The organism is Streptomyces sp. NPDC017979, from assembly GCF_044328175.1.
GTDB lineage: Bacteria > Actinomycetota > Actinomycetes > Streptomycetales > Streptomycetaceae > Streptomyces.
The window spans coordinates 52,536-72,434 of record NZ_JBIRGU010000012.1; the positions used below are offsets into that span (position 1 = coordinate 52,536).

The 19,899-nt window shown below is 71.7% G+C and carries 19 protein-coding genes; 15 read left to right on the forward strand and 4 right to left on the reverse strand.

Annotated features, from left to right (window positions below; genetic code table 11):
• The first annotated feature begins 10 nt into the window (after positions 1–10).
• A complete protein-coding gene (locus ACH4E8_RS26845) occupies positions 11–652 on the forward strand; it encodes a TetR/AcrR family transcriptional regulator (RefSeq protein WP_398452669.1) in 642 nt (213 codons plus the stop codon).
• Here ACH4E8_RS26845 and ACH4E8_RS26850 read toward each other — a convergent pair.
• Positions 624–1,991 carry an alkyl sulfatase dimerization domain-containing protein gene (locus ACH4E8_RS26850; RefSeq protein WP_398452671.1) on the reverse strand — a complete coding sequence of 456 codons (1,368 nt, stop codon included), beginning with the start codon at positions 1,989–1,991 and terminating at the stop codon, positions 624–626. The two genes, ACH4E8_RS26845 and ACH4E8_RS26850, sit on opposite strands and share 29 nt — an antisense overlap.
• 159 nt (positions 1,992–2,150) lie before the next feature.
• On the opposite strand from ACH4E8_RS26850, the gene ACH4E8_RS26855 reads away from it, so the two are divergent.
• Complete coding sequence (locus ACH4E8_RS26855) at positions 2,151–3,362, forward strand: PucR family transcriptional regulator (protein ID WP_398452673.1); 1,212 nt, start codon at positions 2,151–2,153, stop codon at positions 3,360–3,362.
• A gap of 66 nt (positions 3,363–3,428) precedes the next feature.
• On the opposite strand, the gene ACH4E8_RS26860 is transcribed toward ACH4E8_RS26855, so the two are convergent.
• Entirely contained in the window at positions 3,429–4,751 is a 1,323-nt protein-coding gene (locus tag ACH4E8_RS26860) for an MFS transporter (RefSeq protein WP_398452675.1), read from the reverse strand.
• 402 nt (positions 4,752–5,153) lie between these two features.
• Between ACH4E8_RS26860 and ACH4E8_RS26865 the strand changes: the two genes are divergently transcribed.
• The 11 genes from ACH4E8_RS26865 to ACH4E8_RS26915 all read left to right on the forward strand — a co-directional run bounded on the left by ACH4E8_RS26865 (position 5,154) and on the right by ACH4E8_RS26915 (position 15,548).
• Positions 5,154–6,341 carry a lipid-transfer protein gene (locus ACH4E8_RS26865; RefSeq protein WP_398452678.1) on the forward strand — a complete coding sequence of 396 codons (1,188 nt, stop codon included), beginning with the start codon at positions 5,154–5,156 and terminating at the stop codon, positions 6,339–6,341.
• A gap of 2 nt (positions 6,342–6,343) precedes the next feature.
• Complete coding sequence (locus ACH4E8_RS26870) at positions 6,344–6,808, forward strand: MaoC family dehydratase N-terminal domain-containing protein (RefSeq protein WP_398452680.1); 465 nt, start codon at positions 6,344–6,346, stop codon at positions 6,806–6,808.
• A complete protein-coding gene (locus tag ACH4E8_RS26875) occupies positions 6,805–7,200 on the forward strand; it encodes a MaoC/PaaZ C-terminal domain-containing protein (RefSeq protein WP_398452682.1) in 396 nt (131 codons plus the stop codon). The genes ACH4E8_RS26870 and ACH4E8_RS26875 overlap by 4 nt, the downstream gene beginning before the upstream one ends.
• A 37-nt stretch (positions 7,201–7,237) precedes the next feature.
• A complete protein-coding gene (locus ACH4E8_RS26880; RefSeq protein WP_398452684.1) occupies positions 7,238–8,041 on the forward strand; it encodes an SDR family NAD(P)-dependent oxidoreductase in 804 nt (267 codons plus the stop codon).
• A gap of 115 nt (positions 8,042–8,156) precedes the next feature.
• Positions 8,157–9,692 carry a long-chain-fatty-acid--CoA ligase gene (locus ACH4E8_RS26885; protein WP_398452687.1) on the forward strand — a complete coding sequence of 512 codons (1,536 nt, stop codon included), beginning with the start codon at positions 8,157–8,159 and terminating at the stop codon, positions 9,690–9,692.
• Between the two features lie 42 nt (positions 9,693–9,734).
• Complete coding sequence (locus tag ACH4E8_RS26890; protein WP_398452689.1) at positions 9,735–10,892, forward strand: acyl-CoA dehydrogenase family protein; 1,158 nt, start codon at positions 9,735–9,737, stop codon at positions 10,890–10,892.
• Between the two features lie 166 nt (positions 10,893–11,058).
• Positions 11,059–12,228, forward strand: a complete 1,170-nt coding sequence (locus tag ACH4E8_RS26895; RefSeq protein ID WP_398452691.1) for a TetR/AcrR family transcriptional regulator — start codon at positions 11,059–11,061, stop codon at positions 12,226–12,228.
• A 729-nt stretch (positions 12,229–12,957) separates the two neighbouring features.
• Positions 12,958–13,152, forward strand: coding sequence for a heavy-metal-associated domain-containing protein (locus tag ACH4E8_RS26900; RefSeq protein ID WP_398452694.1), 195 nt, complete (start codon positions 12,958–12,960; stop codon positions 13,150–13,152).
• Between the two features lie 130 nt (positions 13,153–13,282).
• A complete protein-coding gene (locus tag ACH4E8_RS26905; protein ID WP_398452697.1) occupies positions 13,283–13,918 on the forward strand; it encodes a metal ABC transporter ATP-binding protein in 636 nt (211 codons plus the stop codon).
• Positions 13,915–14,781 carry a metal ABC transporter permease gene (locus ACH4E8_RS26910; RefSeq protein WP_398452699.1) on the forward strand — a complete coding sequence of 289 codons (867 nt, stop codon included), beginning with the start codon at positions 13,915–13,917 and terminating at the stop codon, positions 14,779–14,781. The genes ACH4E8_RS26905 and ACH4E8_RS26910 overlap by 4 nt, the downstream gene beginning before the upstream one ends.
• Positions 14,739–15,548, forward strand: a complete 810-nt coding sequence (locus ACH4E8_RS26915) for an ABC transporter substrate-binding protein (protein ID WP_398452702.1) — start codon at positions 14,739–14,741, stop codon at positions 15,546–15,548. Before ACH4E8_RS26910 ends, ACH4E8_RS26915 begins: the two co-directional genes overlap by 43 nt.
• A gap of 286 nt (positions 15,549–15,834) precedes the next feature.
• Here the strand turns inward: ACH4E8_RS26915 and tsaD are convergent, their stop codons facing one another.
• On the reverse strand, positions 15,835–16,893 hold the full coding sequence (tsaD, locus tag ACH4E8_RS26920) for a tRNA (adenosine(37)-N6)-threonylcarbamoyltransferase complex transferase subunit TsaD (RefSeq protein WP_398453007.1): 1,059 nt from the start codon (positions 16,891–16,893) through the stop codon (positions 15,835–15,837).
• A gap of 191 nt (positions 16,894–17,084) precedes the next feature.
• Here tsaD and ACH4E8_RS26925 point away from each other — a divergent pair, with 191 nt between their 5' ends.
• Positions 17,085–17,207, forward strand: coding sequence for a hypothetical protein (locus tag ACH4E8_RS26925; RefSeq protein WP_398452704.1), 123 nt, complete (start codon positions 17,085–17,087; stop codon positions 17,205–17,207).
• A 59-nt stretch (positions 17,208–17,266) separates the two neighbouring features.
• Here ACH4E8_RS26925 and ACH4E8_RS26930 read toward each other — a convergent pair whose 3' ends face one another.
• A complete protein-coding gene (locus ACH4E8_RS26930; protein WP_398452706.1) occupies positions 17,267–17,722 on the reverse strand; it encodes a hypothetical protein in 456 nt (151 codons plus the stop codon).
• A 350-nt stretch (positions 17,723–18,072) separates the two neighbouring features.
• Here ACH4E8_RS26930 and ACH4E8_RS26935 point away from each other — a divergent pair, with 350 nt between their 5' ends.
• Positions 18,073–19,833, forward strand: coding sequence for a multicopper oxidase family protein (locus ACH4E8_RS26935; protein WP_398452709.1), 1,761 nt, complete (start codon positions 18,073–18,075; stop codon positions 19,831–19,833).
• Positions 19,834–19,899: the final 66 nt, after the last annotated feature.

The following is a 19,899-nucleotide window of genomic DNA, read 5'->3' on the forward strand; positions in this document are numbered from 1 at the left end:
CAATGAGGGCGTGACAGCGACAACGGACACCGACGACCCCTGGGCCGGAGCGGGCCCGGGTCCGCGCAGGCTCCTGGAGGCGGCACTTGCCGCCTTCGCGGCCCGCGGCTACCACGGGGCCTCCACCCGCGACATCGCCGCCGCGGCCGGAATGAGCCCCGCCGGCGTGTACGCCCACCACCGGACCAAGGCAGACCTCCTCTTCGCGATCAGCGAGGCCGGCCACCGGCACGTCCTCGCCGTCTGCGAAAGGGCCGTCTCGGAGGAGGCCGGCGCGCTCGCCCGGGTGCGGGCCCTGGTGCACGACTACGCCGCCTGGCACGCCCGCCACCACCTCCTCGCCCGCGTCGTGCAGTACGAGATGGACGCCCTGCTCCCGGAACACCGCTCGGTCGTCGTCGAACTGCGCCGACGCACCGAGCGGTTGTTCCGTCAGGAGATCCAGGACGGCGTCGACACCGGTGCCTTCGACACCCCGGACGTGGGAAGTGCGACGCTCGCCGCCCTCTCCCTCGGGATCGACGTCAGCCGTTGGTACGCGCCAGGGGGCTCCCGCACCCCGGTCGGCATCGGACGGGCGTACGCGGGGCTGGTCCTCGCCATGCTCGGCGCCGGGCCCCCGGCTACCGGTCCCGGCGGGCGGGTGCCGTGATGCGGGCGCCCATGCTGTCCCGCTCGTCCTGCGGCCAGTCGGCCCGCACCTCCAGCAGTCCCCGTCCCGAGGCGTGCGCCCGCGATTCGGAGGCCGCCCAGGCGAACACGCCCTTCGCCATGGCGGAGGTGGCCTTGCGGGCGCGCTGCTCGTAGACCTCGGCTCGGGCGGCGGAGATCGCCGTGTCCTCGGGTGCGGCCCGGACCGCCCATTCGACGAGGTGCCCGGCGAGCCGGTCGGAACCTTCGGCGAGCAGTTCCCGAGCCCGGGCGGCCAGCGTTTCGGCGCCTCCTGCCAGGGCCGCCACCTCCGCGGCGACCTCGGACTCCGGCGCGGGCTTGAGGTGGGCCGGGTTCTGGTCGTACCACCCTCCGTACAGCCGCCACAGGTTGCGGACGACGAACTCGGGCTCGTCGTAGGACGGCTTGAGGTACGGCAGGTCCCGCAACTCGGGCGGGGGCGCGACCGCGTGCAGGACCTGGTCGAGGGCGGCTCCGGTGTTCATGAGTTCCAGGGTCTGGGTGACGAGGGACTCCAGGTACGCCGCCGTGTTGTCCAGGGCTTCGCGGACGCGGTCCGCGCCGAGGATCGGCACGCCGTGGCCGGGCAGCAGGGTCTCCGCCCCGAGCAGCGCCATCTGTCGCAGGGCTCGGGCCCAGTCCTCGGCGTAGCGCTGGACCTTCTGCGGGTTGCCGGCGTTGGGGGAGCTCCAGATGAAGAGGTCGCCCGTGCACAGGGTGCGTAGTTCGGGTATCCACACGTAGGTGGCGTCGTCGGTCTCCCCGCGGGCGTGGACCAGTTCGAAGGTGAGGTCCCCCCGGCGCAGGGTGAGGCCCTCGCGGTACGTGGTGTCCGGCGCGCGGTAGTCGGTGGGCCAGGTCAGGCGGGGCTGGCGGAACTGGCGGCGGTTGATCGCGCCGTTGTACCCGGCGGTCCGGGCGTAGCGCTCGAACCGGTCGACGACGGCCTCGTGCGCGAACACCTCCGGCCGTGGCGTGCCGCGCTCGTCGGCTTCGGCGTCGAAGGGGTGCACGCCGAAGACGTGGTCGAGATGGCCGTGGGTGAAGACGACGGACGTCACCGCCGCGGACGACCAGTTCCGCACCGCGGCGTGCAGTTCGTCCGCGCTGCGCCACTCGCCGGAGTCCACCATGACGAGGCCGTCGCCGGTGTCGAAGACGGCGACGTTGGCGAATCCGGTGAACAGGCCCGTGCGTTGGCCCATCGGGATCAGTCCGAGGTCGCGCCAGCGGCCCGAGAGGTGGTCGAGCAGCGGCGCCCGGCCCTGCCAGACACGGTCCACGTACCCCAGGTAATCCGTCGTGTTGTGCTGTGTCACAGGATCCTCCGTCAAGGAATCGTCTCCAGCGGCTCACGTATTGGCCTTTTCACCTCGGAAGTCTCATGAGTTGGCGAGGTGGGTGCCAGTGCCTTGCTCCACAGGAGTGCCGGGGCGAGACTGTGAAGCGTCACAGAAACCGGCAGTTGCGGAGACGGCATGAGCGACAGCGACGCGGTGCGCGCGATCACCGAGCGCTGCGAGCGCCGGCTGAACGAGATCGCCCGCCGGATCACCGCCACGGAACTGGCCTCCGTGCCCGGCCTGCGCGAACTTCCCCGCGAGGCCAGGGACACCGAGTTGGCCGCTTCGGTGCGGCACGGCCTGCGGCTCTTCCTCCGGCTCGCCCGCGGTGAAGACGTACCGGGCTCGCGCGGCATCGATCACTTCCGCGAGCGGGCCGCCGTGCACGCCGAGGAGGGGATCGCCCTCTCCGCCGTGATCCGGGGGCACCTCGTGTGCAGTCAAGCGCTCTGGTCCGCCCTTCAGGAGTGCGCGCGACCGGAGGAGTCGACCGCACTGCTTCGCCTGGCCGACCAATTGCTCGCCGCCCAGGCGAGAGTGCTGGGCGAGGTCACCGACACGTATGCCGCCACCCGCGCCGTACTGGAGTCCGAGCGGCAGGAGGAACTGCGGGCCCTTGCCCGGGCGCTGCTGGCCGGCACCCTCCCCGTCGAGCGCTGCTTCGAACTGGGCGTGACCGACGGGGGTCTGGTGATCGCCCTGCACCTCGCGCAGTTGGGCTCGGCCGTCGCGGCGCAGCGTCGGCTGCGTCGGCTGCGCACCGACGTGGAGCGGCTGGCGGGCGCTCGACCGCTGATCCACTTCGAGGATCCACGAGGTGGTCAGGGGCACGTCGTCCTGCCGCAGGGGCCGGGCGGAGGGGGCGAGGTGCCCGGCGAGTTGGCCGCCCGGCTGGAGCGTGGTCTCGGTGAATCGACCCACCTGGCGTGGGCGGAAGCCGCCGGGTTGGAGGGGATCGCCCCGGCGGCCCGGACCGCCGCCGAGGTTCTGCGGGTGGTCCGCTCGCTGGGCCGCCCTCCGGGCGCCTACAGCCTGGACGACGTCCTGTTGGAGTACCACCTCTCCCGGCCGGGGGAGAGCGGACGGGCCCTCGCGGGGGTGCTGGATCCGGTGAGCGGCCACCCCCAACTGATGGAGACGCTGAGGGCCTACCTCGACGAGGGCCAGGACCGCCGTGCCACCGCGGAGCGCCTCGCCCTGCACCCCAACACCGTCGACAACCGCATCGGCAGGGTCCGCGCCCTCACCGGCGTCGACGCCTCGACACCCCACGGCTTCGCCCGGCTGCTCGCCGCGCTCGTCGCCCGCGACCTGCGGAGCGAGCCGTCGTCCCGGACGCCCCGCTGAGGCGCGCAGGGCGCCGACCGCGCAGGCGTCGGCGCGGTCGGCCGGAGGCTTCCCACCTCCGGGGCGTCAGGGGTGCGCGAGCCGTACGACGTCCCGCTCCGGCCGCAACCACACCAGGCTGACCACGGCCGCGACGACCAGCAGCCCGGCCGACAGCAGGTATCCGTCGCGGTAGCCGGCGGCCGGGCTCGCCGCCGCGTCGACCACCGTTCCGACCGTCCACGGGGCCAGGCCGCCGGCGAGGGAGAAGACGAAGGACAGGGCTCCGAGCGAGACGCCCCGCCGGGCCGCGGGTGCGATCCGTCCCACCGCGGCCTCGGCTGCGACGAGCGCCACCGCCCCGGCGGGCATCAACCCGATGAGCAGGACCAGCTTCAGCGCAACCGGGTCCACCACCCCGAACAGGGCGGTGCCCACGGCGGACACCAGGAGCAGTGCAGCGCACCACAACTCGGCCACGCGGGTCCGCCCGGCCTGCTGGAGCCTTCTGGTGAGGAACGCGAAGCCGATCACGAGGGCTCCCGCTGCGGCTGCCTCCCCGCCCACCGCGTAGCCGGCCTGCTGGGTGCTCAGTCCCGAGACGCTCTGGAGGTAGTCGGCCGTCCAGGTGAGGAAGGAGGCGAGGTGCCAGTAGACCGCGAAGGCGACGAACGCCGAGGCCAGCCAGGTGCCGCAGAGGATGATCCGCCGGTAGGGCACGTCGGGAGGACCGTCCGTCCGCAACTCACCGGCACCGTCGGCCTTCCCGGTGCCTTCCGCCCGCCCGGTCAGTCCGGAGTCCGGTCCTTCCCTGCCGAGTCGGGCCCAGACCGCCGCCCACACCAGGCCGATCACTCCGACGGTGCCGAACGCGGCGCGCCAGCCGAACTGGTCGATGACGACGGAGAGGACGGGGCCGGCGACGACCACCCCGGCGACGGCTCCGACGTTCACGATCGCGAGCGGAAGCTGACGTTCGCGGGGCCCGAACCAGCCGAAGAGGTGGTGGAACGCCACGGGCGCGGCGGGCCCTTCGGCCGCGCCCAACAGCAGTCGGGTCGCCACGAGGACCCCGAATCCCACGTTGGCCACCATCGGTAGCTGGGCGGCGGACCACAGCAGAGCCATGATCAAGAGGAGTGTCGTGGTCCTCATCCGGCGCGTGAGGAACGACCCCAGCAAAGCCGACAGGCTGAACAGTGCGAAGAACGCCGTGGAGGCCGCGCCGAACTCGCTCCGGGTCAGGTCCATCTCCTCCATGATCGGCGTCGCCGCCAGGCCGAGCACGGCTTTGTCGGCGAAGTTGACCAGCATGAAGCCCAGGAGCAGCCAGGTCGCCCGCCAGCCCTGTCGCAGCACCGCGTCGTGTCCGGGCGTCGCCGGGGCCCCGGTCCGGGTGTCCGACGTCATGACGCACCGCCCGTGGGCGGGATCCTGGGGACTGTCATCTTCATCGCTTCCTCCGCGACGCCGGGGCGGGCCGCGGGCTGCCATGACGCCCCCCGACCGGCGGCGCTGCCACGTTCGACCGGGGACGGGGCGATGCGTCGGGGAGCGCTTCCCGGCAGTCCGGGGCACGCGTTTCGGGGATTGTGCTGACCTCGTCCCGCGGGGGCCATGGGCCGCGTTCACACGGCCGTGGAGGCGGGCGTGTGACGGGTCACAAGCCGGCTGGCGATCTCGGGTCGCTCCGGCTGAACCCCGGTAAATCCAAATGATGAATCGCTAGTTCTGCATGCTGTAGATCCCTTGACATCAGGCAACAACGATCAAAAACTAAATCTCCATGCACATCATCTCTTGGGAGGTGCGATGAGTCGACGAGTCCTTGTCGCGGGTGTCGGGATGATCCCGTTCGCCAAGCCGGGTCGCAGCGACGACTACGACGTCATGGGGGCCTGGGCGATCCGCGCGGCCGTCGAGGACGCCGGGGTCCCCTACGGCCAGGTCCAGCAGGCGTACGCCGGTTACGTGTACGGCGACTCCACCAGCGGACAGGCCGCGCTCTACCGCGTCGGCATGACCGGCATCCCCGTCGTCAACGTGAACAACAACTGCGCGACCGGCTCCTCCGCGCTGTGGCTGGCCCGCCAGGCCGTGGAGTCCGGCGCGGTGGAGTGCGCGCTCGCGGTCGGCTTCGAGCAGATGCAGCGCGGAGCGCTCACCACCCACTGGGACGACCGGCCGAGTCCCACCGCGCGCTTCAACGCCCTGTTGGACGAGTTGCACGGCATCGAAGAATCGCTGCCGCGCGCAGCCCAGCTCTTCGGTGGCGCGGGCGTCGAGTACGTCGAGAAGTACGGGGTGGATCCCCGGCTGTTCGCCAAGGTCGCCGTGAAGTCCCGGGCGCACGCGGCCGACAATCCGTACGCCGTGTTCCGGGACCCGGTCACCGAGCAGGAGGTGATGGACTCCCCGCACATCTTCGGCCCGGTCACCCGTCTCCAGGCGTGCCCGCCCACCTGCGGTGCGGCAGCGGCCGTCGTGTGCAGCGAGGATTTCGCCGAACGCCACGGCCTGCGCGCCGACGTGGCGATCAAGGCGCAGGCGATGGCCTCGGACCTTCCCGGGACCTTCGAGAAGAAGAGCATGATCGAGCTGGTGGGCGCCGGGCTGACGCGTTCCGCTGCGCAGCAGGTCTACGAGACGGCCGGCGTCGACCCGAAGGACATCAAGGTCGTCGAACTGCACGACTGCTTCACGGTCAACGAAGTCCTGACCTACGAGGCGCTCGGGCTGTGCGAGGAGGGCGGGTCGGAGAAGTTCGTCGCCGAGGGCGACAACACCTACGGGGGCCGGGTCGTGGTCGGGCCTTCGGGCGGGCTCATGTCCAAGGGCCACCCGCTGGGCGCCACCGGCCTCGCGCAGTGCACCGAACTGGTCTGGCAGCTACGAGGCGGAGCGGGGGCACGCCAGGTGGACGGCGTCACGCTCGCCCTCCAGCACAACCTCGGCCTCGGCGGCGTCGGCGTCGTCACCCTCTACGAGAAGGTCTCCTGAACATGCCCCTGGACCGATCGCTCATCGGCACCACCTCGCCCGAACTGGTCGTCGACGTCGAACGCGGCCGGCTGCGCTTCTTCGCCAAGGCCACCGGCCAGACCGATCCCGTCTACCGCGACCTGGCCGCCGCCAGGGCCGCCGGCCACCGCGACCTGCCGGCGCCGCCGACGTTCCTGTTCTGCCTGGGCATGGAAGTGCCGAACCCCTTCGAGTACCTGGAGGAGTTGGGCATCGACCCCGTCACGGTCCTCCACGGCGAGCAGGGCTTCGAGTACCTCGCTCCGGTGTACGCGGGCGACACGCTCACGTACTCCACCCGCATCTCCGACATCTACGACAAGAAGAGCGGTGCGCTCGAATTCCTCGTGCGCACCACCGAGGTGACCCGCGAGGGCGAACTCGTCGCCCGACTCACCGCGTCGGCCGTCATCCGCAACAGGACCCACCAGGAGGCAGCCGCATGAGCGCCCCGCGACTCTCGCCCGGCGACACCGTCCAACTCGACGTGCCGAGGATCAGCCGGACGACGCTGGCCCTGTACGCCGGCGCTTCGGGCGACCACAACCCGGCCCACGTCGACATCGATGCATGCCAGGCCGTGGGCATCCCCGACGTCTTCACGCACGGGATGCTCTCGATGGCGTACCTGGGCCGTCTGCTGACCGACTGGGTGCCGCAGGACCGCATCCGCGCCTACCGCGTGCGCTTCGCCGCGATCACCCCGGTGAACGCGGAGCCAGTGTGCCGCGGGGAGGTGACCGTGGTCGAAGACGGCCTCGCGCACCTCGACCTCACCATGAGCCTGCCCGACGGCACGGTGACCCTGAAGGGTTCCGCCGTCGTCGCCACCGACTGACCACCACGCACCGCCCACCACGTAAGGACGTCACACCATGGGAACCCTGGACGGCAAGGTCGCCCTCGTCTCCGGCTCCGGCCGCGGCATCGGCCGCGCCATCGCCCTCAAGCTCGCGTCCGAGGGCGCGGCCGTCGTGGTCAACGACCTCGACCCGGCCCCGGCCGAGGAGACGGCCGCGGACATCAAGGCCGCCGGCGGTCAGGCCGTGGTCTGCGCGGGCTCCGTCACCGAGGACGACTTCGCCGAGCGGTTCGTCGCCACGGCGGTCGAGTCCTTCGGCGGGCTGGACATCATCGTCAACAACGCCGGGTACACCTGGGACACCGTCATCCAGAAGATGTCCGACGAGCAGTGGGACGCCATCCTCGACGTCCACTTGAAGGCGCCCTTCCGGATCCTGCGCGCGGCCCAGCCGTACTTCCGCAACAACCCCGTCGACCACCACCGCAAGGTCGTCAACGTCTCGTCCACGTCCGGCCTCGCCGGCAACCCCGGTCAGGCGAACTACTCCTCCGCCAAGGCGGGCGTCATCGGACTCACCAAGACCATGGCCAAGGAGTGGGGCCGCTACAAGGTCAACGTCAACGCCGTCGCCTACGGATGGATCCTCACCCGCATGACGGAGGCCACCGCCGGCGACAACGCCTTCGTCGAGATCGAGGGCCGCAAGCTCCAGGTCGGCATCAACCCGCAGGTCGCCGAGACCCTCGCCCGCACGATCCCCCTGGGCCGCCCCGGCACCCCGGAGGAGGCCGCGGGAGCGGTGTACCTGCTGTGCACCCAGGAGGCCAACTACGTCTCCGGCCAGTGCCTGACCGTCGACGCCGGCCAGCGCTGACCCCTTCCGGCGCATCGCCGCCCTCCTGTCCGGCCGTGCCTCCTACGGCCGGACAGGCCCCGCCCCGTGCTCCCCATGGCCCGTCGACGCCGCCGGGTCGTCACCGGAGGATGTCGTGTACCTCACCCAACCCCTGCACAGAGCACTCCAGCACGCACCCGACGCACCGATGACCGTGTGCGGCGAACGGACGAAGTCCACCCGGCAGGTCGTCGACAGGGTCGCCCGGTTGGCCTCCGCCCTCCAGGAACTAGGCGTCGCCGCGAAGGACCGCGTGGGGATCCTCACGCTCAACTCCGACCGCGTCCACGAGTCCTTCCTCGCCATCTGGTGGATCGGCGCGGCAGCACACCCGCTCAACGCCCGCTGGTCGTCCGCCGAGATCGCCTACGCCCTCAACGACTCCGGGGCCGAGGTCCTCCTCGTCGACGACGACTTCGCCGGACTCGTCCCCGAACTCCGCGCGCGCTGCGTCGAACTGCGCACCGTCGTCCACTGCGGCGACGGCCCCGCACCCGACGGAATGCTCCGCTACGAGGACCTGATCCGCTCCAGCACCCCGGTGCCCGACGGGCGCCACGGCGGGGACGCACTCGCCCTGATCCTCTACACCGGAGGGACGACAGGGCTGCCCAAGGGCGTGATGATCAGCCACCGCAGCCTGTGCAGCTCGCTCTTCGGCTCCATGCTGGCCATGCGCAACGTCGACCGGGGCGGGGTCACCCTGGTGACCGTCCCCCTGTTCCACATCGCCGCGGTGTGCAGTTGGTACGCGCAACTCCTCATGGGCGGCACGCTGGTCTTCCTGCCCCTCTTCCGCCCCGCGGACTTCCTCCAGGCCGTGGAGCGGCACCGCGTCACCACCTGCATCCTGATCCCCACCATGGTGCAGATGCTCTGCGAGCACCCCGAACTCGGCGACCACGACGTCTCCAGCCTCCGCAGCATCACCTACGGCGGCGCGGCGAGCTCCGACACCCTTCTGCACCGGGCGATGGAGACCTTCCCCGGGGCCGGTTTCTCCCAGGGGTACGGCATGACCGAGACCGGGGTGCTGTGCACGCTCGGCCGGGAGGAACACGTGCGAGGCGGCGCCCGACAGCGTTCGACCGGACGCGCCACCCCCACCGTCGAGATCGCCGTGCTCGGCCCGGACGGCTCCCGGCTCCCGCCGGGGCGGGTCGGCGAGATCGCAACCCGCGGCGACCACGTCATGCTCGGATACTGGGGCAAGCCGGACGAGACGGCCCGGGCACTGCGCGACGGTTGGATGCACACCGGGGACGCGGGACGACTGGACGACGACGGCTACCTCTACGTCGTGGACCGACTGAAAGACATGATCATCACCGGTGGGGAGAACGTCTATTCCGCCGAGGTCGAGAACGCCCTCGCGGCCCATCCCGCCGTCGCCTCGTGCGCCGTCATCGGGGTGCCCGACGACCGCTGGGGCGAACGCGTCCACGCCGTCGTCGTCCTCCGGCCGGGCCGCACGGCCACCGCCGAGGAGATACGGACCCACGCCAAGTCCCTCATCGCCGGCTACAAGGCGCCGCGCACCGTCGAGTTCGCCGAAACCCTGCCCACCTCCGCGGCCGGGAAGATCCTCAAGCGCGTCCTACGAGACGCACCCCGCCCCGCCGCAACCTGAGACCTCAGCCAACCACCCCTGCACAGGAACGAGACGAGATCCATGAAGCGCTCCGTCTTCACCGAGGACCACGAAGCCTTCCGGGCCGTGATCCGCGACTTCATCCGCAACGAGGTGGTGCCCCACTTCGACGCCTGGGAGGAGGCCGGCCTGCCGCCGCGCGACCTCTTCCGGAAGCTGGGCGCCCTCGGCGTGATGGGCTTCGGCGTCCCGGAGGAGTACGGCGGACCGGGCGAGACCGGCTACAAGTACCAGGCCGTCCTCAACGAGGAGTGCGCGTACGCCGGCGTCATGCTCGGCCACTACGGCGTGAGCACCAGCATCGTGCTGCCGTACCTGCTGCACCTGGCCGACGCGGAGCAGCGGCGGCGCTGGCTGCCCGGCATCGCCACCGGCGACATCATGCTGTGCATCGCCATGACCGAGCCCGGCACCGGCTCGGACCTGGCGGGCATCCGCACCACCGCCAAGCTCTCGGCCGACGGCACCCATTACGTCCTGAACGGCGCGAAGACCTTCATCACCGGTGCCCGCAACTCGGAGTTGTGCGTCGTCGCCGCCCGCACGTCGCCCGCGACCGCCGAGGACCGTCGGGCGGGGCTGAGCCTCCTCGTCGTCCCCACGGACAGCGAGGGCTTCGCGTTCGGCCGCAAGCTGGAGAAGATCGGCCTGCGCTCCTCCGACACCAACGAACTCTCCTTCACCGACGTCCGCGTCCCCGTCGAGAACCTCCTCGGCGAGCAGGACCGCGGCTTCTCCTACCTGGGGAACAACCTCGTCCGTGAACGCCTCGCCATCGGCGTCGAGGCCGTCGCCCGGGCACGCGCGGCCGTCGACTTCACCCAGGAGTACGTCCTTCAGCGCACCGTCTTCGGTCAGCGCGTGGGGGCCTTCCAGAACACCAAGTTCGTGCTCGCCGAGTGCGACACCGACGTGACCGCGGCGCAGGCGCTGTGCGACCGGGCCCTGGACCTGGAGGAGACCGGGGACCTCACGCCCGCCGACGCGGCCCGCGTCAAGCTGCACGGCACCGAGGTCGCCGGCCGCGTCATCGACAAGTGCCTCCAGCTGTACGGCGGTTACGGGTACATGCTGGAGTACCCGATCGCCCGGATGTACGCCGACGTCCGTGTCAACCGGATCTACGGCGGCACCAGCGAGGTGATGAAGACGATCATCGCCAAGGACATGGGGCTGTGAGCGCGCCCGCCTTCCGGCCGCTCCTGCGCTCCGACCAGCACGCAGGGCCAGTCGGATAGCCTGGTCGGCCGGCGGGGGCGGGATCGTCCCGGCCCGCCGAGCGGACCGGCTCCAACCGGCATGGGCACCGGCATTCGGCATAGGCATTCGACGGAAGAGCGAAGACGTGGCAGCGCGCAGACCCCCCAACCGCAAGGCGCTCATCCGCTCCGCCGCCACCGGTCTCTTCGTCCGCCACGGCTACCACAACGTGTCCATGGCCGACATCGCCGAATCCGTCGGCATCACCCCGGCCGCGCTCTACCACCACTACCGCAACAAGCAGGACCTGCTGCTACACACCGTCCTGGAAGCCCTCGACGCCGTCGACACCACCATCCGCGAGGCCGACGACCTGGACTCCGCGATCCGCACCATCGCGGCTCTCGTCGCCGGCCCCGGCAACCTGCTCGCCGTCTGGGAACGGGAGTCCCGCCACCTGGAGGACTCCCAGCGGACGGCGGTCCACGAGCGCGAGTCGGACATCGTGGCGGACTTCCTCCACCTGCTCCGGGTCGAGCGCCCGGAACTGGACACCGCCGATGCCGAACTCGTCGCGCGCGCCGTCCTCGGCGCCCTCGGAGGCCAGTCCCTGCGCCGTGGCGCCCCTCGGCGCAAGGGCGCGACCTTGATCTTCCGCCTGGCGTCAGCGGTGGCACGCGCCCCGTTGACCCCGGCTGCACCGCAGCGGGCGGAGCCGGGGCCCGAGCCGTACGGCGCGGTCCCCCCGGTGGCCCGCCGACGCCGCGACCAACTGCTCGCCGAGGCTGTCCGACTCTTCGACGAACGCGGCTACCAGACCGTGACCATGGCTGACATCGGTGAAGCCGTCGGGATCGTGGCCTCCGGCGTCTACCGGCACTTCCCCAGCAAGACCGACATCCTGGTCACCGCCATGTACCGCGGCGGCGAACAACTGCGCACCGGCACGGACCGGGCCTTCGCCCTCGCCCGCACCGCCGAGGAGGCGCTCGAACTCCTCCTACGCGCCCACATCGCCGTCACCGTCGAACAGCGCCACCTCGTGGGGCTCCTCAGCCACGAACGCAGCCACCTGCCGGACAAGGAACGCACCGCGCTGCGCCACTACCAGGTCGACTACATGAACGTCTGGCTCCAGGCCCTCGACGCGGTCGACGCCGGGCACGACAGCTCCGACCTCCGCACCGTCGTCCACGCGGCCCACACGATGATCCACTTCGTGGTCCGCACGACCGCCGTACCCCCCTCACCCGATCTTCCCGAGCGCCTGACCGAGCTGGGCAAGGCCCTGTTCGCCTCGTTGTCCTCCGAGTGACGAGCTTCGCGGCCTCGCCGATCGACCCGGCAGGAGGCGGCGGTGGCTCTTGAGGGCGCTGTCGAGGCTCCTGTGGCCCATCCATGGGGCGACGTCGGTGATCAGGATGCCGTTTCCCCGGCGATGACCGAGCGGCCGTCGACGACGGTCCGCAGACATCCGGTGACGCCGTGACCGTCACCGCTTGGTGTCGCAGACTTCGAACTTGCCCCCGCGCCGATGCACGTCCTGTAGCCGCGGCCGTGCGGGAGCTTGACTCCGACGTCGGCGGCTCCGATGTCGGCAGCTTCGGCAGCTTCGACAGCGGGTGTGCCCTGGCGTCGACACGAGGCTCCAACGGCATCGAAGGGCGAACTCGCAGCCCCGATCGGGGGCGACGCAGAGGTAGCCGACCTCGCCGTCGTCGACCTTGCCGGAGACGGTGGCAACGGGCTCGTCGAAGTCCGTCGGCTCGCTCCCGGTGGTCGGCAATGGCCCGCGCCGGCGTGCCTGGGCCCCGCATCGCGTCGGCGGTTCCGCGGCCGCAGGTCCAGCGGGACGGGCCCGCCCAGAACGTCGGCTGTCCGTGCGGCGCTGAAAGGGGCGAAGCGCGGACGGCGGGCCCGGAGCTGCTTTCTGGTCCCGCCGGACGGCACCTCGTGGAAACCAAAGCGCCCTGCCATCCGACTACATGTCAGAGACGGCAGCCGCACGGCCGTCGCCCCCCACTCAGCACCGAGGAGACACCCCATGACGGAGCAGCAGTACCAGGTGACGGGCATGCCCTGCGGCCACCGCGTCGAGCACATCACCAAGGAGGTCGGGGTGGAGCAGGTGGACGTCGGTCTCGACGCGAAGGCCGTCGGCGCCGGCGGCGCTCCCCTCGGCGATCACGTGATCCGGCAGGCGATCACCGAGGCCGTCCACAGCGCCAACCTGGGCTGACCTCACCCGGCACGTCATGGGAATCGGAACCGGAGCGGGACCCGGCGCACCCGTCGTCCGACTGCGTGGGCACGACGGGGCGGAAGTCCGGCCCGGTTCCGCCACGAGGCGGACGAACGAGGGGCTGAGGATGGACGGACTGGACATAGAGATGCGTGAGGTCACTTGCCGGCACGGACGGGTGGCTGCCGTCGCCGGTGTGGATCTGGAGGTCCCGGCCGGTGAGCGCGTCGCCCTGACCGGTACCAACGGTTCGGGGAAGACGACCCTCCTGAGGGCGGTGCTGGGACTGCACCGGCAGTTGTCGGGTTCGATCCTGGTGGGCGGGCGGGACACCCGTTCGTCGGCCGAGTGGGCGTGGCGGCGGCGGTCGTGCGCCTGGATCCCGCAGAAGCCGGCGGCCGGACGGTTCCCACTGCTCGGTTCCGAGCTGCTGGCCAGCAGCGGCGCACCCAAGGAGGCCGGCCGAGCGGCGGACCGGCTCGGGGTGGGCCCGCTCGTGGAGCGGGCCCTGCACACCCTCTCGGGAGGCCAGTTGCAGCGGATGTACCTGGCACGGTCGATCGGCTGCGTCGCCGCGGGCGCGCAGGTGCTGCTGGCTGACGAACCCACCGCCGCCCTCGACTTCGCGGGCCAGGCAGCGGCGGCTGAGGTGCTCGTCTCGCTGCCGGTGACACTGGTCGTGGTGACGCACGACCGCGCGCTGGCCCAGCGCTGCGACCGGGTGCTGGAGATGGCCGCTGGCAGACTGCGGGAGGTCCGGTGACGCTCGCCCTCGCCGACGTCGGTGCCCTGCTGGAACTCGTACCCGTCCAGCGCGCCGGATTCGCCCTGCTGCTGGCCGCGATCGGGCTGCCCGTCGTCGGAGTGGTCATCGTCGGGCTGGACATCATGCCGGTCCGGTTCGCGATGATGCACGTGGCCCTGCTGGGCATCGCGATCGGCATGCTCACCGGGCTCGACCCCATGCTGTGCGCGCTGGCCGCCTGCGCTCTGGCCGGTGCGGGGGTCGCCCCGCTGGCCGGCACCCCGAGTGGGCTGTCCGGGGCGATGGGGCTGCTGATGAGCCTGGCCATCGCGGCGGCGCTGCTGCTGCTCTCCGTGTCCGGGGTCAACGCGTCCGGGGCGTTCGCCCTGTTGTGGGGATCGATCCTGTCGGTCGACACCGCCGACCTGGTCGTGCTCGGCGTGCTCGCCGTCGTCGTCCCGGGACTGTTCTGGTGGCGTCGGCGGGACATCGGGCTGCTGCTGTACGACCGCGAACTCGCCCACTGCTCCGGCGTCCCGGTCCGGGCGCTCACCGCCGCGCTCCTGGTGCTGGTCGCCGTCGCGGTCGCCGGGGCCATCAAGCTCACCGGAGCCCTGCTCGTCGACGCCCTGACCCTGCTGCCCGCCCTCGCCGCCCGCCGACTCGGCACCTCCCTGCGGTCGATCACGCTGTGGGCGGTCGGCATCGGCATCGTCGTCAACGTGACGGGGTTCCTGCTGGCCCTGTGGCTGGACTGGCCACCAGGACCAGTCCTCGTCCTGACGGCGGGGATCCTCGTCCTCGCCGTCCACTGCATACCCGAACGGAGAATCACGGCATGGCGCGCACCCGCGTCCGCACCCCTTCCCTCCTCGCGCTGACCCTGACGGCGGCCCTGATCTCGGGCTGCGGCAACGACGACACCTCCTCCGACGGCGCCGCGAACGCGGGACAACCGCACGAGGGGAAGCCCGCGGTGGTGGTGACCACCACCTGGGAGGGCGCCATCGCGAAGGCAGCCGGCGCCGAGGACATCGAGGTCATCGTCCCGCAGTCGGTGCACCACGCCCCCGACTACGATCCCAAGCCCTCCGACCTCGCCACCGTCGCCAAGGCGGACTTCGTGCTCTACGCCCCGTTCGAACCGTACGCGGCGAAGATCAAGGAAGCGGCGGGGTCGAAGGCGGAACTGGTCGAAGTGAAACTCGACCACGACCCGGACGAACTCAAGGCCGAAGTCACCCGGCTGGCCGGTCTCTTCGGCACCGAGGACGGTGCCACCCGGTGGAAGGAGGAGTTCGACACCGAGTACACCAAGCTGCACAAGGACCTCCGGGCGGCCTGGCCCGGCGGCAGGAGCCCGTCCGTCGTCAGCCAGGTCTTCACCACCTGGGCGGCCGAGTTGGCCGGTGCCACCGTCGCGGGTACCTACGGCCCCGAGCCGGTCACCCCGGCCCAACTCGCCGACTTGTCCGCGAAGAAGCCCGTGCTGGTCCTGGAGAACGCCCACATGTCGACCGGTACGGTCCTGCCGGACTCCGGCGCCAGCCAACTGGAGATCGTCAACTACCCCGCGGACGACCTCGATCTGCTGGCCGTCCACCGCGACGCGGCGGCCGAGCTGAAGAAGACCATGGCCGGTTCCTGACGCTCCCACCGGACCGGGTGGGGCCTGACCGAGCCGGGCACGGGTGATCGGGGCTTCTTCGCCCTGGGCCTGTTGCCGGCCGAGGGAGCCGGGCGGCGCGGGCCGCCGCTGCCGTAGGTCGGGATCACCGACCGCCGGGTCAGCGGCCGGTGATCAGTCGGGGCAGGTCCGCCAGGGCGGTGCTGATCCGGTCGGCGGGTGGTCCGCCGCCCTGGGTCAGTTCGGGGGAACCGCCCGCCCCGTTCCCGCAGGCCCCAGCCGTCCGTCCGGAGCACGGCCACTCCGCTCACGAGACGCCGTCGGTCGTACGGGCGACGGGGTGCAGGGCCGCGTACTCCAACGGCGCGGACGGGTCGACGGACAGGTCGAGCTGTGCCGGATTCGCATCCGCGCGCACCAGGAGGTCGCCGACGGCGGCGATCATCGCCCCGTTGTCGGTGCACAGCGTCAGCGGCGGCACCCGCAGCTCCACCCCGGCGTCGGCGCACCGCTCCTCCGCCAGCGCGCGCACCCGGGAGTTCGCCGCCACCCCGCCCACCACGACCAACGTCCCCACCTCGTACGCACGGCAGGCCGCCAGCGCCTTGCGGGTCAGCACGTCGGCGACGGCCTCCTGGAGGGAGGCGGCGCCGTCGGCCAGCGGTAGGTCCTCGCCCGCCAGCCGGTGGCCCTCGGCCCAGCGGGCGGCGGCCGTCTTCAGCCCGGAGAAGGAGAAGGAGTACGGGTGGTCCTTCGAGCCCAGCAGCGGACGGGGGAAGGCGACGGCGCAGGGGTTGCCCTCGCGGGCGGTGCGGTCGATCGCGGGACCGCCCGGATACGGCAGCCCGAAGACCCGGGCCACCTTGTCGAAGCACTCGCCGGCCGCGTCGTCGACGGTGTCGCCCAGATGAAGGATCGGGTCCCGCACCAGGTCCCGCACCAGCAGCAGCGAAGTGTGTCCGCCCGAGACGATCAGCACCATGCACGGGTTGGGCAGCGGCCCGTGCTCCAGGGTGTCGGCCGCGACGTGCCCGGCCAGGTGGTGCACCCCGTACAGCGGCACCCCCGCGGCATAGGCCAGCGCCTTCGCGCCGGACAGACCGACCTGGAGCGCTCCGGACAGCCCGGGACCGGTGGTCACCGCCACGGCGTCGACGTCCCGCAACCGCAGGCCCGCCTGCCCCAGCGCCTCCTTCACCACCGGATCGAACGCCTGGAGATGGGCACGCGAGGCGATCTCCGGCACCACCCCGCCGAAGCGTGCGTGCTCGTCCATGCTCGACGCCACGACGTGCGCCAGCAGCCGTCCGCCGGAGACGATGCCCGCCCCGGTCTCGTCACAGGACGACTCGATGCCCAGCACCACCGGAGGAGAACCCACCGCGGGCCCCTTTCGCCATTGCCATGCACTTGCGAGCGATGTGCAATAAGGATACCGGGCGGACCCGGTCGGCCGGCTCGTCGGCGTCGTACCGCTGGTCGCGCTCCTCCAGGCCGATCCCACGGGCCGGTTGGCGGACCTCGCGGACCCGGGCCCACCGCGCCCCCGACCTCCGCATGAGCGAGGACGAGCAGCCGATCGAAGGCGAGCCGTCGCCCAGGGGCGTGCCGGGCGAGGCGGACGAGGTCCGCGGGGCGCTCGGCCGGGTGCGGACCGACGCGGGCTACGGGCCGGAATGATCCTGCTGCGCTGCTACCTGCTGCTGCTCGTGAAGGCCGTCCGCCTCGGTACGGGTTGACTACCCGTCAGCAGTGGGGGAGCGCTGCCGGGCGGACCGCACCAACACTTCGGCGGTCTCGTGCGACACCCCCAGCCGGCTGGTCAGCCACGCCACTCCGTAGCCGTGCCGGGCCAGCACCCACGCCTCCTCGACCCGCGCCGCGTCGACACCGGTCAAACGGCCTGCCCGCGTCAACTCGGCCTCCGGGAAGCCCTCCAGAAACCGGGGGGAGAACCACGCCCCGCCCCGGTCGCCGACCGTCCGCAGCCGGTCGTGCTCCGCCGTACGACGTCGGTGCAGTACCACCGCCCACCACGCCAGCGACCCCAGCGCCACCACGCCCGCCGCGACCATCCCCACGTGAGGACGCACCGATGACGGTACGGCGAAGGCCACCAGCTCCGCTGTGAGCGCGAGCACCCCCACCAGCAGCACCACGACCCCGTCCCGAGGCGGGTGGCTCGTCCTGGCCACGGTCACCACCTCCACACCTCCATCATCACCCCGCGACCCACGAGGAGGCGGCCTCACGCACCGTCGTCCAGCAGTACGAAGCGGAGGCCAGCGCGGGTTCGCACACGAGCCTGGAGGTGCGTTGCCAACATGACCGGCGGCCTGCACAAAAGCTCGGCCCCGAACCGGAGGACCCGCGAAAGCGCGCACCGTGGGCGGCCGCGGGTCCGCCGTTCATCAAGACGGCGACCCCGAGGCCGCTGCGGTGATCGACTCACGTCTTACGGCGGACGAGTGGAGGCCGTCCCCCGCATGCAGGCCGCGACCCGTGGTGCAACGCGTCACCGCCGGCCACGAGGAGATCCTGGGGCGTGCACAGAAGAACCCTCCTCTCCGCAGGTGCCCTGGGCGCGGGCGTGCTGCTCGCCGGTACGGGGCAGTCACGGGCCGTCGCAGCGGCCCGCCGGTTGCCCGCCGTCAGCGACCCCCGCTACCTCACGCCGATCGCGGACGCCCGCGCCGTCCCCCGTTTCGTCAACGCCCTGCCGCGCCCGACCCGCCTCGATCTGGGCGAGCGGGGCAGTGCGACCCTCGCCATGGTTCCGACCACCCAGGACGTCATCGGTGGCGGCCTCGGCCTACGGACGCCCGTGTGGGGATTCACCGCGGCCGGCGAGCCCGGAACGGGTCGTCCACCCGCGTCCTGGCCCGGCCCCACGCTCGTGGCAAACGCCCACCGGCCGGTCAGGGTGCGCTGGGTCAACGCCCTCCCGTACCGGCACTTGCTCCCGGTCGACACCACGGTCCACTGGGCCTTCGCCGGCACGGACCGGACCATCGAGGCCGATGGCGTCCCCGCGGTCGTCCACCTGCACGGCGGCCACACCGCCGCGGACAGCGACGGCCACCCGGACGCCTGGTACACGCCCGGTGGCGTCACCGGGCCGGCTTTCAGCGGCACGCGGTTCACCTACGACAACAGCCAGGAGTCCGCGACGCTCTGGTACCACGACCACGCCCTCGGCATCACCCGTCTGAACGTCTATGCCGGCCTCGCCGGCTTCTACCTGTTGAGGGACGAACACGAGAAGGAACTCGTCGGGCGGGGCGAACTGCCCGGCGGTTCCTACGAGGTGGAACTGGCGATCCAGGACCGAGACTTCCGCCCCGACGGCGCGCTGGCCTTCCCCGACCTTCCCGCGGCGGCGCAGGACTGGCCCGGCGGCCCGTCCGTGCGGCCCGAGTTCTTCGGCCAGGTCATCACGGTCAACGGTGCCGCGTGGCCGGTCATGGACGTGGAGCCGCGCCAGTACCGACTGCGTCTGCTCAACGGGTCGAACTCCCGCTTCTACCGGCTCTCGGTCGGCGGCGCCTGGCCGTTCCCCACGACCCAGATCGGGACCGACGGAGGCTTCCTGAACGCTCCGGTTCCCCTGCGACAGCCACTGCTCCTCGCACCCGGGGAGCGGGCCGACGTCGTGGTGGACCTCCGGGGCCGCGGCGGGCAGTCCTTCGACCTCACGAACGACGCCCCCACCCCCTTCCCGGACGGCACCGCTGTCTCTCCGCCCGCGGACCGGGTCCTACGGCTGAGGGTCGGCCTGCCGTACGACCGACGGGTCCCCGAGCCGTCGCTGCCCCGCACGCTGCGCGCCGCCCCCTGGCACGAAGGAGGCGACCCGGTGCGCACCCGTCGGCTGGTGCTCACCGAGGGCATGGACCAGTACGACAGGCCGAAGCCCATGCTCGGGACCGTGGACAAGGGCATGCTGGAGTGGATGGATCCGGTCACCGAGACTCCGGCCCTGGGCACCACGGAGATCTGGGAGTTCTACAACACCACAGCGGATGCGCACCCGATCCACCTCCACCTCGTGCGGTTCCAGGTGCTGGACCGAGCGTCCTTCACCGCGGTGAAGGACCCGGAGACGGGCGCGTTGTCGGAGATCCGCACCGGCAGGCGGCAGCCGCCCGAGGGGGGAGAGTCGGGGCCCAAGGACACCGTGCGGGCGCTCCCGGGCCAGGTCACCAGGGTCAGAGCCGTCTTCGACCGCCGGGGCCGCTACGTCTGGCACTGTCACATGCTCGACCACGAGGACCACGAGATGATGCGCGAGTACGAGGTCACGTAGAGGTCGGTCACGTGTGCGTTCGGTACGCCGGGGCGGGTGGACCGGTCGTCCCGTACGAGGGGGCCG